The organism is Pseudomonas frederiksbergensis (assembly GCF_000802155.2).
In the GTDB taxonomy this organism is placed as follows: Bacteria; Pseudomonadota; Gammaproteobacteria; order Pseudomonadales; family Pseudomonadaceae; genus Aquipseudomonas; species Aquipseudomonas frederiksbergensis_A.
The window spans coordinates 182,393-195,958 of the sequence record NZ_JQGJ02000003.1 but is presented as its reverse complement, the minus strand read 5'-3'; the positions used below and the strand labels follow the sequence as shown (position 1 = coordinate 195,958).

Genomic DNA, 13,566 nt, shown 5'->3' with positions numbered 1-13,566 from the left:
GCGTCAACTGGAATCAGAGGATCCGCACCCGCAACGACCGGCCCTTGATCTTGCCATCGTTCAGGCGTTGCAGGGCCTGTTTGGCGATGCCGCGTTCCACCGCCACGTAGGCCTGGAAATCGAAGATCGCAATCTTGCCGACCTGGGCGCCAGGGATGCCGGCCTCGCCGGTCAGGGCGCCGAGGATGTCGCCGGGGCGGACCTTGTCCTTGCGCCCGGCGCCGATGCACAGCGTACTCATGGCCGGTAGCAGCGGGCCGCCGCCCTGGGGCTTGAGGTTGTCCAGTTGGTCCCAGCTCAGCGGCGCCTTCTGCAGTTGCTCGATGGCCTGGGCGCGGTGGGCTTCGGACGGCGCCACCAGGCTGATGGCGATGCCTTTCTCACCGGCGCGACCGGTGCGGCCGACACGGTGGATGTGAATTTCCGAGTCGCGGGCCAGCTCGACGTTGATCACCATGTCCAAGGCATCGATGTCCAGGCCGCGGGCCGCCACGTCGGTGGCCACCAGCACCGAGGTGCTGCGGTTGGCGAACATCGCCAGCACCTGGTCGCGGTCACGCTGTTCCAGGTCGCCGTGCAGGCCCACGGCAGAGATGCCCTTGGCCGTCAGGTGATCGACGGTTTCCTGGACCTGCTGCTTGGTGAAGCAGAACGCCACGCAAGAGGCCGGACGGAAATGCGCCAGCACCTTGACCACCGCGTCCATGCGCTCCTCGGGGGAGATCTCGTAGAAGCGTTGCTCGATCTGCGCGTCGGAGTGGAATGCCTCGGCCTTCACTTGCTGCGGGTCACGCATGAACTTGGAGGCGAGTTGCTTGATGCCCACCGGGTAAGTGGCGGAGAACAGCAGCGTCTGGCGGCGTTCCGGGGTCTGCTGGATGATGTCTTCGATGGCGTCATAAAAACCCATGTCGAGCATGCGGTCGGCTTCGTCGAGGATCAGCGTGTTAAGGCCGTCGAGCACCAGCGAACCCTTGCGCAGGTGCTGCTGGATCCGGCCTGGCGTGCCGACGATGATATGGGCGCCGTGTTCGAGGGAGGCGATCTGCGGGCCGAAGGACACGCCGCCGCACAGGGTCAGGACCTTGATGTTGTCTTCGGCACGGGCCAGGCGGCGGATTTCCTTGGCGACCTGGTCGGCCAGCTCACGGGTCGGGCATATCACCAGGGCCTGGCAGCCGAAATAGCGCGGGTTGATCGGGTTCAGCAGGCCGATGCCGAAGGCTGCGGTCTTGCCGCTGCCGGTCTTGGCCTGGGCGATCAGGTCCATACCCTTGAGGATCACCGGCAAGCTTTGCGCCTGGATCGGCGTCATCTGGGCATAACCGAGTGATTCGAGGTTAGCCAGCATGGCGGCGGACAGCGGCAAAGTATTAAAAGCGGTGGCGATGGTGGTCACGGGACGGGCCTGCAAAACAAAATGTCGCGCAGTGTAACAGCCTCGTGCCACTTTCTTCGAAAGATCTGGACGAGCTGTGTAGCCAGACCGCGGAGCCCTGTGGCGGGGGAGCTTGCCCCCGCTGAGGTACGAAGCGCCCCCAAACCGGCCTGCCCGCTGAGCTCAGCTTAATGCTCGATGTGCTCATCCGGTCGCTTCTGCCGCCGCCCGTCCTGCTTCGACAGTTGCGAAAAGATCGTCGCCGCCAGCATCGCCATGATCCCCACCGTCACGAAGGTCAATTGGAACGCGCCCAGCACCGTGTCCACGCCGTCATTGCCAACCTGGGCGGTGAAGCCGCCGAGCAAGGCCCCGGCGCAAGCCACGCCCAGGCTCAGGGACAGTTGCGCCACCACCGACAACAAGCTGTTGCCGCTGCTGGCGCTGGCGTCGTCCAGGTCGATCAAGGTCACGGTGTTCATCGCGGTGAATTGAAGGGAGTTGATCGCTCCCAGCACTGCCAGATGCGCGAGCAACAGCCAGTACGGTGTCTGCTCGCTGACCAAGCCCATGCTCGCCAGCATCACGCCCAGGGCCAGGGTATTGGCGGTCAGGACGATGCGATAGCCGAAGCGTTCGATCAGCGGCCGGGCGACCGATTTGGCGACCATCGCTGCGGCCGCCAGGGGCAGCATGCTCATCCCCGCCTGGGAGGGCGAATAACCCAAGGCGACTTGCAACAACAACGGCACCAGGAACGGCAGGGCGCCGCTGCCCAGGCGCGCGAACAGATTGCCGAGGATGCCCACCGCAAAGGTCCGGGTCTTGAACAATGACGGTGGGAACAGCGCGTTCTCGACGTGCCCGGCCCGCAACCAATACGCCGCCAGGCAGGCCATGCCGCCGAACAGCAGCAACATCACCCGCAGGTGCGGCAGGTGCAGTTCCCCCAGGCCTTCCATGGCGATGGTGATCAGCACCATTGCCGCACCGAACAACAGGAAACCCAGGCCATCGAAGCGTGTGCGCTCAGTGCCGCGCAGGTCTGGGATGAACTTCCACACCGCGTAGCAGCCGATCACACCCACCGGCAGATTGATGATGAAGATCCAATGCCAGGTCATGTATTCGACCATCCAGCCGCCCATGGTCGGGCCGATCAGCGGGCCGAGCAGGCCGGGGATGGTGATGAAGCCCATGATCCGCACCAGCTCCGAACGTGGATAGGCCCGCAATACCACCAGCCGCCCCACCGGCAGCATCAGCGCACCGCCCAGGCCTTGGATCACCCGGGCGCCGATCAGCATGCTCAACGAATTGGACAAGGCGCACAGCAGCGAGCCGAAGCTGAACAGCAGGATCGCGCCGAAGAAAATCTTCTTGGTGCCGAAGCGGTCGGCGATCCAGCCCGAGGCAGGGATCAGCAAGGCGACGGTGAGCATGTAGGCAATGATCACACCCTGCATGCGCAGCGGGTTTTCCGCCAGGTCGCTGGCCATGGCGGGCAGGGCGGTATTGAGGATGGTGCCGTCCAGGGACTGCATGAAGAAAGCGATTGCCACCACCCACGGGAGCCAGCGGGCGGTGACGGCGTCGAGGGGAGCGCGGTTGGGCATGGGACCTCTTGGATGGAAAGTGAACAATTTCCTGTGGCGAAAACGCTTTTTGTGGCGAGAGAGCAAGCTCCCTCGCCGCGGGGGGCCGCGTGTCACAGCGTCAATGTCAACCGCTTGACCAGCGCCCCCGGCAACAACATCGAGGCCGTGGCCCGCTGGCTGTAGGTGCTGGCCGAGAGCAGGAGTTCCCGCTCCCGGGTCAGCGCTTCGAGTTGCGAGCCGAGCAGGCTGTAGACGCTGTCGTCGAAACGCATCGTGCTCACCGGTGCCTGGATCCGACCGTTCTCGACCCAGAACGTGGCAAAGCGGGTCATGCCGGTCAGTCGCGCCGCCGGTTGGTCCGAGTAGTTCAGGTACCAGAGGTTACTGATATACAGCCCGGTGCCGAGTTCTTCGAGGATGTACTTCTGCTCCAGTTGCCCACCCTGCATGTCCAGCGCCGTGGGGTATTCGTAGCTGCTTGCGCCGTTGGCGGCGAGGCCGTATTCGGCGGCGCTGCGGGAGTTGACCAACTGCGCGTTAGCCGTGCCCTTGGCGATCAGTCCCAAGTCATCGCGGGGATAACCTTCGTCGGAAAATGCCGGGCTCAACGAGCCGCTGACTTGCTCGGTCAACCACACGTTGGGGCTGAAGTGGGCTTCGCCGGCGTAGAACTTCTGCAGCGGGCTTTGTTTGCTGGCAATTGCCCGGGCCGAGAACCCGCCCCAACTGAGCATGCCCATGATTTCTTCCAGCGCAGCCGGCGCCAGGTAGGCGCGGTATTCGCCGGGCGGTAGGGTGCGCAGCGGGCGACCGAGGAATTCCAGTTGCTCGCGGGCCTGCTCGAAGCGCCGGGCGAATCCGTCGTGGCTCCACTCGTGCCCGGCGTAGCTGGCTTTCACCGCCTGGCCATTTTCATGGAACAGGCTGAAATCGAAGTTGAAACTGTTGGCCTGATGCCAGCCGAACGCGCCAGACGAACTGGCGAAGCCACGGCTGATGGGACCTGCGGCGTAAAAACCGACCAGGTCCAGGCCTTCGGCGGCGCGGGTGATTTCAGCGACGGCCTGGTCGGTGTCCGGCAGCGGATGGTCCTGCACGTTGGTGCTCTGCCAATGGTTGTGGTTGAGCAGCAGGTAGGGATCGGCTGGCAGCAGCGGCAATGTCTCGCGCAATTGTTGCAGCCCGTCGGCCAAGCGTCGCAGGTCGGTCTCGGTGTCGCCGGACAAGGTGATCTGCAGGTCGGCATGACGGCCGTCATTGATCAACTTGAAACTGACATTGGCCTGTTGCACCTGGCCGGCCTGGCGGACCTTGCCATGGTTGAAGCGCACGAAGGCCGACGTTTCGGCGGCGTAGCCCAGGGTGAATTGCTCAGGCTCGTGCAGCGCGTCGCGCAACCAGTCGACCAGTGCCTTGAACGCCCCAGCTTGATTATTGACGGTGCTCATCAGGCATCTCCCCCAAACACATCCACGTTGCTGAATACGCAGGCCGGCGACGCATGGCCGACGCGGATGACCTGGTTCGGTTCGCCCTTGCCGCAATTCGGCGTGCCGAGGACCTGGGAGGTGCTGGCGTCGCCCACGGCGCGCAGGCTTTTCCAGAACTGCGCGGAAATACCTCGGTAGTTGGGGTTCTTCACCACGCCCTTGAGCTCGCCGTTCTCGATCAACTGGCCCCATTCGCAGCCGAACTGGAATTTGTTGCGGGCGTCGTCGATGGACCAGGAACGGTTGGTGCGCATCAGCACGCCGTGCTCGATGCCCTGGATCAGTTGCTCCAGGGATTGGTCGCCGGGCTCGATGTTCAGGTTGGCCATGCGGTCGATGGGCGGCCGATTCCAGCCGCAGGCGCGGCTGTTCGCGACACCGTCGAGGCCGGCACGGAACTGTGAAAGTGCCCCGCCCAGTGGACGCAGCAGCAGGCCTTCGCGGATGAGGAATTGCTTGCTGGCGGCGCTGCCGTCGTCGTCATGGCTGTAACTCGCCAGCTCCTCGGGAATGTCCGGGTCGAAGGTTACGTTCAGCAGGCGGGAGCCGTATTGCAAGTGTCCGAAATCGCTGGTCCTGACGAAGCTGGTGCCGGCGTAATTGCGCTCATCACCGAGGATGCGGTCCAGTTCCAGCGGGTGGCCGATGGACTCGTGGATCTGCAGCATCATCTGGTCGGGCATCAGCAGAAGGTCGCGTGGGCCTGCCGGGGTGTTTGGCGCCATCAGCAGCTGCAGGGCCTGGTCGGCGATTTTTGGCCCGGCGCCGATCAGGCCGCAACGGCTGATCACGTCGAAGCCTCCTTGCTGGCCGAAGTTTTCCCGGCCCAGGGTGCGGGTCTGGCTGTCCTGGCCGTCGAAGGCGGTGACGTCCAGGGCCGGATAGATGAAACGTTGGGCCTGGCGCAGTTCAGCGCCGGCGCTATTGAGGTAGATCTGCTCGACCTGGGTCAGGCCGATGCTGGCTTGCCAGTTCACCAGGCGCTCGTCCTGGGGCACTGCGGCGGACTCGTCGCCGAGCAATTGGTAACAATCGCTCAGCGCAGGGAACGCCTGGTCGAAATGCGGCGAAAAGTAATCGGCGCGGTCGCTGGACACCGTCTGCTCGCGCAGGTCGAGCAGGGCGTGGGGCTTGAGCTGGCGAGCGTATTGCTCGGCGCGCTCCAGTGCCGATTGCAGGCCGGTCTGGGACAGGTCGTTGGTAGCAGCGTACGCCTCGACCCCGTTGACCCTCACGGTGAGCATCGCCCCTTCGTCATGGCCCAGGCTGGGCGGTTCGGCGACATTCTTGCGCACCGACAAGTGTTGGCCGGACTCGCGCACGTAACGCAGGGAAAAGAATTCAGCGCCCGTGCGCAAGGCAGCAAAACGCTGCTTGAGCTGGGGGTGGAAGTCGAACATGGAACCTCCTTGTCTGGAGTGGCGATGCAGCGAGGTGCGGCGCAGTGACGCGGTGGCTCTAGAGTAGGCCTGGGGCGGGGGAGGGATCAAGGCAGATGGGAGTTTTGCGATGCGGCAGTCAGAGACCATGCTGGATGGGCTGGCCCCTTCGCGAGCAGGGTCGCTCCCACGGTGGGATCGTCGGTGGTCACAAAACCTGTGTCCACCTCAGAACCCCTGTGGAAGCGAGCCTGCTCCGGGCGGCGATCCGACGAAGACCGCGCCTCGGTCTTGAGTGGTTACTGCACTGCCGTGGTCACTTCACGCAACGGCCTGCCACGCACCGGTGCATCGCCGGCTACGTAGTAAGGCGCGGTGCTGCGAGGCAACGGCTTGCGGCCGCGGATCCTGTCGGCGATTTTCTCGGCCATCATGATCGTCGGCGCGTTGAGGTTGCCGGTGGTGATGATCGGCATGATCGAGGCGTCGACCACGCGCAAGCCTTCCATGCCATGCACGCGGCCTTCGCCGTCCACCACGGCCATGTCGTCGGTGCCCATCTTGCACGAGCAGGATGGGTGGAACGCGGTTTCGGCGTGCTCGCGGATGAACTGGTCCAGTTGCTCGTCCGTCTGCACCTCGATCCCCGGGCTGATTTCCCTGCCGCGGAACGGATCGAGCGCCGGCTGCTGCATGATCTCGCGGGTCAGGCGGATGCCGTCGCGAAATTCCTGCCAGTCCTGCTCGGTCGCCATGTAGTTGAACAGGATGCTCGGGTGCTGGCGCGGGTCCTTGGACTTGGCCTGGATCCGACCACGGCTCGGCGAGCGCATGGAGCCCATGTGCGCCTGGAAACCATGTTCCTTCACACCATTGCTGCCGTTGTAGTTAATCGCCACCGGCAAGAAGTGGTACTGGATGTTCGGCCATTCGAAATCCGGGCGTGTGCGGATGAAACCGCCGGCTTCGAACTGGTTGCTGGCGCCGATGCCGGTGCCGTTGAACAGCCACTCGGCACCGATGGCCGGCTGGTTGTACCAGAGCAGCGACGGGTACAGCGAGACCGGCTGGGTGCAGGCGTATTGCAGGTACAGCTCCAGGTGATCCTGGAGGTTTTCACCGACGCCCGGCAGGTCGTGGACGACGGGGATGTCGAGGCTTTCCAGCAGCTTGGCCGGGCCGACGCCGGAGCGTTGCAGGATCTGCGGCGAGGCGATGGCGCCGGAGCACAGCAGCACTTCCTTGCGCGCCCGGGCCTCGACGCGCTCTTCAGCGGCGCCCACCAGGTAACGCACGCCGACCGCGCGCTTGCCTTCGAACAGGATCTTGTCGGTCAGGGCGTGGGTGACGATGGTCAGTGTCGAGCGCTTCTTGGCGACGTCCAGGTAGCCGCGTGCGGTACTGGCGCGACGGCCGTTGGGCGTGACGGTACGGTCCATCGGGCCGAAACCTTCCTGCTGGTAGCCGTTGAGGTCTTCGGTGCGCGGGTAACCGGCCTGCACGCCGGCTTCGACCATGGCGTGGAACAGCGGGTTGTTGCCGGCCTTGGGCGTGGTCACGCTGACCGGGCCGTCGCCGCCGTGGTAGTCATTCGGGCCGATGTCGCGGGTTTCGGCCTTGCGGAAATACGGCAGGCAATCGAGGTAGGTCCAGTCTTCCAGGCCCGGCAGCTTGGCCCAGTTGTCGTAATCCAGGGCGTTGCCGCGGATGTAGCACATGCCGTTGATCAGCGAAGAACCGCCCAGGCCCTTGCCACGACCGCATTCCATGCGGCGGCCGTTCATGTGCGGCTCGGGGTCGGTCTCGTAGGCCCAGTTGTAGCGACGGCCTTGGAGAGGGAATGCCAGGGCAGCGGGCATCTGGGTGCGGAAGTCCAGGCGATAATCCGGGCCGCCGGCTTCGAGCAGCAGGACGGTGACGCCTTCGTCTTCGGTCAGGCGGCTGGCCAGAGTGTTACCGGCCGAGCCGGCACCGATGATGATGTAATCGAATTCTTGGGACATGAAATGCACCCTCTTCGGGAATTGGGTTCAGGTCGCGGTCGCCTGTGCTACCTGTGGCGAGGGGATGTATCCCCGGCCGGCTGCGTAGCAGTCGCAAACAGGGCGACCGTGTTCTGTCTGAATGGTCTGGGACTTGAAGTTGGGGCCGCTTCGCAGCACAGCGGGAGCAAGCTCCCTCGCCACAAAAGCCCCAGCCCCAGGTTCGGTGTCAGATCAGAACACCGACGTGTAGTCGCCCATCTCGACCTGCACCGACTTGATGCGGGTGTAGTTGGTCAGCGAACTGATGCCGTTCTCGCGACCTACACCCGATTGCTTGTAGCCGCCGACGGGCATTTGCGCCGCCGATTCGCCCCAGGCGTTGATCCAGCAGATGCCGGCTTCGAGCTCGTGGATCACGCGGTGGGCGCGGTTGAGGTCGCGGGTCACGACGCCGGCGGCCAGGCCGAAGTCGGTGTCGTTGGCACGACGGATCACTTCTTCTTCGGTTTCATAGGTGAGGATGCTCATCACCGGGCCGAAGATCTCTTCACGCACGATGGTCATGTCATCGGTGCAATCGGTGAACACGGTCGGGGCGACGAACGCGCCCTTGGCGAATTCGCCGTCGGTCAGGCGACCACCGCCGCACAGCAGGCGCGCGCCTTCGGCTTTGCCTTTCTCGATATAGCCCAGCACGCTTTCCATGTGGGCGAAGCTCACCAGCGGGCCGAAATTGGTATTTTCGTCTTCTGGATTACCGATGCGGATGCGCGCCACGCGCTCGGCGATCTTGGCTTCGAACGCCGCCTTGAGGTGGCTCGGCACGAACACGCGGGTGCCGTTGGTGCAGACCTGGCCGGAGCTGTAGAAGTTGGCCATCATCGCGGTGTCGGCGGCGCGATCCAGGTCGGCGTCGTCGAAGATGATCAGCGGCGACTTGCCGCCCAGCTCCATGGTCACGTCCTTGAGCGAGGAGCTCGAAGCGCTGGCCATGACTTTCTTGCCGGTATCGGTGCCGCCGGTGAAGGAGATTTTCTCGATGCGCGGGTGTTCGGTCAGCCAGGTGCCGACTTCACGGCCGCTGCCGGTCAACACGTTGAATACACCTGCTGGAACGCCGGCTTCGGTGTAGATCTCGGCCAGTTTCAGAGTGGTCAGCGAGGTGACTTCGCTTGGCTTGAAGATCATCGCGTTACCCGCAGCCAGGGCCGGGGCGGATTTCCAAAGGGCGATCTGGATCGGGTAGTTCCAGGCGCCGATACCGGCCACCACGCCCAGGGGCTCGCGGCGGGTGTAGACGAATGAAGTGGTGCGCAGCGGAACCTGCTCGCCTTCGATGGCAGGCACCAGGCCTGCGTAATATTCCAGCACGTCGGCACCGGTGACGATGTCGACGTAGCGGGTTTCGGAGTAGGCCTTGCCGGTGTCCAGAGTTTCCAGGGCGGCCAGCTCATCGTTGCGTTCGCGCAGAATGTCCACGGCACGACGCAGGATGCGCGAGCGCTGCATGGCGGTCATGGCGGCCCAGACTTTCTGGCCCTTTTCGGCACTGACCACGGCGCGTTCGACGTCTTCTTTCGTCGCGCGTTGCACCAGGGCGAGCACTTCACCATTGGCCGGGTTGATGGCTTCGAAAGTGGCGTCGCCGCTGGCATCGCTGTACGCGCCATCGATGTAGAGTTTTTGCAGTTCGAAACGGGCCATAAAGTCCTCGCAAGTGCATAAGTGGTTGGCTGACCACCGAGCGTGTCGTTCATAGCTGACTACGCGCTGCGGTGGCGGTTCAGGCGTCGAGCGGTTCTGTGTGCTCTGGCGCCCCTGCCTTGGCCAATTGGAAATCCATGTATTCGTAAGCGATCTGGTGTGCCTGGGCGGTATCGAACGCGTCTCCCGACAGCGCGCCGCGCAGCCACAACCCGTCAATCAGGGCGGCCAGGCCCCGAGCCGCACTGCGCGCCTGGTCGACAGGCAACACGCGGCGGAACTGGCAACACAGGTTGGAATACAGACGGTGATCGTTGATCCGCTGCAACCTGTGCAAAGACGGGTGGTGCATGCTGGTGGCCCAGAAGGCCAGCCAGGTTTTCATTGCCGGGCCGTTGACCTGGCTGGCGTCGAAGTTGCCTTCGATGATCACCTTCAGGTGAGCTCGCGGGCTCGAGTCCGTCAGCGCTTGACGACGCGCGGTGACGTTCTCGCTCAGGACAGTCATCAGGTACTGGGCCGTAGCCGCGATCAGGCCGTTCTTGTCCTGAAAGTAGTGACTGATGATGCCGTTCGAAACTCCGGCCAAACGGGCGATCAGCGCAATGCTGGCGTCCCCCATTCCGACCTGATCGACGGCCTGCAAAGTGGCTTCGATCAATTGCTGGCGGCGGATGGGTTGCATACCGACCTTGGGCATCTAGCACATCTCCTTAGGCCATCCGGCGCACGAATGTCGTCTGCCGGAACGAAAGCCAGTCTATTTTGTTTTGATTGAACGTTCAATCAACAAAAAATAAGTTCTATGACAAGTCGTCGCTATTTGCCGGGGCGAGGACTTTTGGGGATGTCTTTATAACACTCGTCGGTTGGCATGTAGGCCAAATGCGCCTGATGGCTGGAAGGCTTGTCAGCAGTTGGCACCCCAAACAAAAACGCCGCGATCATCTCGCGGCGTTCTTGTTTGCGAGGGCTCAGCCCAGGTTCTTGCCGAGCAACGCGTGATACAGCTCGCTGTCACCCAGGATCCCGACCACTTTCTGGTTATCGTGGAGCACCAGTTTGTTGCCGGTCTGGTAGCGGATCTGCAAGGCGTCGCGCATGCCGATGCTGGAGTCGACCAAGGTCGGGAAACGGCCCAGGCCTTCGACGGATTGCCCCGGCGCCCAGTTTTGCAGGTCCAGCGCGGCGCCGTTCTGCCGGGCGCCCTTGATGGTGTTGCCTTCGGCCAGGTCGAGCCAGGAGTCACCGCCCGGGTCCAGGCACACCGAACCGTTGATGCGCTTGCAGTTATCCAGGGTGCGCATCAGGCTGCGACCGCAGAGCACGTTGAGCGGGTTGGTATGGGCGACGAAGGTGCGCACATAGTCGTCCGCCGGGTTCAGTACGATTTGTTCCGGCTTGCTGTACTGGATGATGCGCCCGTCTTTCATGATGGCGATGCGGCTGCCCAGTTTCAGGGCCTCGTCCAGGTCGTGGCTGACGAACACGATGGTCTTGCTCAGCTTGCGCTGCAGCTCCAGCAGTTCGTCCTGCAGGCCTTGGCGGATCAACGGATCGAGGGCCGAGAACGGTTCGTCCATCAGCAGGATGTCGGCGTCCATCGCCAGGGCGCGGGCCAGGCCGACGCGTTGTTGCATACCGCCGGACAGCTCGTCGGGTTTCTTGTTGCGCCACTGGGTCAGGCCCACCAGCTCAAGTTTCTCGTCCACCAGCTTCTTGCGTTCCTTCTCCGGCCGGCCCTGCATTTCCAGGCCGAAGCTGATGTTCTCGCGCACCGTCAGCCAAGGCATCAGGGCGAACTTCTGGAACACCATGGCGATGCGCTTGGTGCGCATCATCTTCAGTTCGGCGGGGGTGCAGGAGGCGATGTCGATCTGCCGGCCTTCGTGCTCGACGAACAGTTTGCCGCGGCTCACCGTGTTCAAGCCGTTGATGCAGCGCAGCAGGCTGGATTTGCCGGAGCCGGACAGGCCCATCAGCACACAGATCTCGCCTTTTTCAATGTCGAGGCTGGCCTTTTCCACGCCGACGATCTGCCCGGTCTTCTTCAGGATTTCGTTGCGGGTCATGCCCTTGTCAAGCAGCTTCAGGGCCTCGCGAGGGTCCCGGGCGAAGATCACGTCAACGTCTTCAAAGCGAATTATGCTCATGCGTCACCCCCTACTTTGGCGTCGGGTTGTTTGCAGATTCGGTCGAGCATGATCGCCAGCAATACGATCGCCAGGCCAGCTTCGAAGCCCAGGGCGATATCAGCGGTGTTCAGTGCGTTGACCACGGGTTTACCCAGCCCGTCGGCACCGACCAGCGCCGCGATCACCACCATCGACAACGACAACATGATGCATTGGGTGATGCCTGCGGCGATGCTTGGCATGGCGTGCGGCAATTCGATGCGCGACAGGAGCTGGCGACGGGAACAGCCGAAGGCTTTGCCGGCGTCCATCAGTTCGTCCGGAACGTCGCGGATGCCCAGGTAGGTCAGGCGGATGGGCGCGGCAATTGCGAACACCACCGTGGAAATCAGGCCCGGGACCACACCCAGACCGAAAAGGGTCAGGGTAGGAATGAGGTAGACGAAGGTCGGTACCGTCTGCATCAGATCGAGTACCGGACGCATCATCGTGTAGAACATCGGCTTGTGCGCGGCAACAATGCCCAGCGGCACGCCGATCAAGACGCAGACCAGGGTCGCGAACAGCACCTGGGCGAGAGTTTCCATGGTCTCTTGCCAGTAACCCAGATTGAGGATCAACAAGAAGGACGCGATGACGAAAACGGTCAGGCCCCATTTGCGCTGGATGAAATGCGCCAGTAGCGCGATGAGGCCGATAAGCACCAGTGGATTGAACCAGGTCAGCGCAAACGTCACGCCGTGAATCATCGTTTCCAGGAACATCGCGATTGCGTCGAAGGTGTTGGCGCCGTTTTGCGTCAACCATTCGACAAAGCCCGCGATGTACTGGCCCAAGGGTATTTTCTGATCAATAAGCATGGTAGTGAACGTCCGCATGCAAGGAATAAACAGCCCGGGCGAGCGAACCCGCCCGGCATAAGCTTTTTACTGCGCGAGCTTGGCTTTCACGGCCTCCAGGCCAGGTTTACCGTCAATGGTGGTAACACCGGCCAGCCAGGTATCGAGCACCTGTGGGTTTTTCTTCAGCCAGGCCTTGGCGGCCGCCTCTGGCTTCATCTTGTCGTCCAGCACGTTGCCCATCAGCGTACTTTCCATGTCCAGGGTGAAGACCAGGTTTTTCAACAGCTGGCCGACGTTGCTGCATTCCTGGGCGTAGCCTTTGCGGGTGTTGGTGTAGATGGTCGCCTGGCCGAAGTTCGGGCCGAAGAACTCATCGCCACCGGTGAGGTATTTCATCTTGAAGCGGGTGTTCATCGGATGCGGTTCCCAGCCCAGGAACACCACGGCGGTATTGCGACGCTGGGCGCGATCGACTTGCGACAGCATGCCGGCTTCGCTCGACTCGACGACCTTGAAGCCAGCGTCCTTGAGGCCGAAGGCATTCTTGTCGATCATGCTCTGGATCAAGCGGTTGCCGTCGTTGCCCGGCTCGATGCCGTAGATCTTGCCGTCGAGTTCCTTCTTGAACTTGGCGATGTCGGCAAAATCCTTGAGGCCTTTGTTGTAGAGCTCTTCGGGAACCGCCAGGGTGTACTTGGCGTTTTCGAGGTTGGCGCGCACGGTTTCCACGGTGCCGGCTTCGCGATAGGCCTTGATGTCGTTTTCCATGGTCGGCATCCAGTTGCCGAGGAACACGTCCATGTTCTTGCCATCAGCCAGGGACTTGTAGGTCACCGGCACGGAAATCATCGTGGTCTTGGTCTTGTAGCCGAGGGCGTCGAGTACGACGCTGGTGGTCGCGGTGGTCACGGTGATGTCGGTCCAGCCGACATCGGAGAAGTTGACGGTACTGCATTGTGCGGGTTCTGCAGCGTTGGCCAGCATTGGAAGACTCAGCATGGCGGCCAACAACAACGGCGTGGAACCTTTCATGGGTGGACTCCTGGTGTTTTATC

At 62.8% G+C, this 13,566-nt stretch carries 10 protein-coding genes; all 10 read right to left on the bottom strand.

Going from position 1 to position 13,566, the window contains the following annotated elements; genetic code table 11:
• Positions 1-13 precede the first annotated feature (13 nt).
• Positions 14-1,351 (bottom strand): ATP-dependent RNA helicase DbpA, encoded by a 1,338-nt coding sequence (gene dbpA, locus JZ00_RS06815; protein ID WP_230633492.1) that lies wholly within the window; start codon positions 1,349-1,351, stop codon positions 14-16.
• 215 nt (positions 1,352-1,566) lie between these two features.
• A complete protein-coding gene (gene mdtD, locus JZ00_RS06810) occupies positions 1,567-2,994 on the bottom strand; it encodes a multidrug transporter subunit MdtD (protein ID WP_039590590.1) in 1,428 nt (475 codons plus the stop codon).
• A 92-nt stretch (positions 2,995-3,086) separates the two neighbouring features.
• The gene (locus JZ00_RS06805; protein ID WP_039590592.1) at positions 3,087-4,424 is read right to left on the bottom strand and encodes a TldD/PmbA family protein; all 1,338 of its coding nucleotides are present in this window, start codon (positions 4,422-4,424) and stop codon (positions 3,087-3,089) included.
• Positions 4,424-5,866: a TldD/PmbA family protein gene (locus tag JZ00_RS06800; RefSeq protein WP_039590594.1), complete on the bottom strand. Its 1,443-nt coding sequence runs from the start codon at positions 5,864-5,866 to the stop codon at positions 4,424-4,426. Before JZ00_RS06800 ends, JZ00_RS06805 begins: the two co-directional genes overlap by 1 nt.
• Before the next feature lie 278 nt (positions 5,867-6,144).
• Positions 6,145-7,848 (bottom strand): choline dehydrogenase, encoded by a 1,704-nt coding sequence (betA, locus tag JZ00_RS06795; protein WP_039590596.1) that lies wholly within the window; start codon positions 7,846-7,848, stop codon positions 6,145-6,147.
• 213 nt (positions 7,849-8,061) lie between these two features.
• A complete protein-coding gene (betB, locus tag JZ00_RS06790; protein ID WP_039590599.1) occupies positions 8,062-9,534 on the bottom strand; it encodes a betaine-aldehyde dehydrogenase in 1,473 nt (490 codons plus the stop codon).
• Positions 9,535-9,613: 79 nt separating this feature from the next.
• On the bottom strand, positions 9,614-10,234 hold the full coding sequence (gene betI, locus JZ00_RS06785) for a transcriptional regulator BetI (RefSeq protein WP_039590600.1): 621 nt from the start codon (positions 10,232-10,234) through the stop codon (positions 9,614-9,616).
• A 274-nt stretch (positions 10,235-10,508) separates the two neighbouring features.
• The gene (gene choV / locus JZ00_RS06780; RefSeq protein ID WP_039590601.1) at positions 10,509-11,687 is read right to left on the bottom strand and encodes a choline ABC transporter ATP-binding protein; all 1,179 of its coding nucleotides are present in this window, start codon (positions 11,685-11,687) and stop codon (positions 10,509-10,511) included.
• Positions 11,684-12,529 (bottom strand): choline ABC transporter permease subunit, encoded by an 846-nt coding sequence (choW, locus tag JZ00_RS06775; RefSeq protein ID WP_039590603.1) that lies wholly within the window; start codon positions 12,527-12,529, stop codon positions 11,684-11,686. The genes choV and choW overlap by 4 nt, the downstream gene beginning before the upstream one ends.
• A 66-nt stretch (positions 12,530-12,595) precedes the next feature.
• Positions 12,596-13,543 (bottom strand): choline ABC transporter substrate-binding protein, encoded by a 948-nt coding sequence (locus JZ00_RS06770; protein WP_039590604.1) that lies wholly within the window; start codon positions 13,541-13,543, stop codon positions 12,596-12,598.
• Between the last annotated feature and the right edge of the window lie 23 nt (positions 13,544-13,566).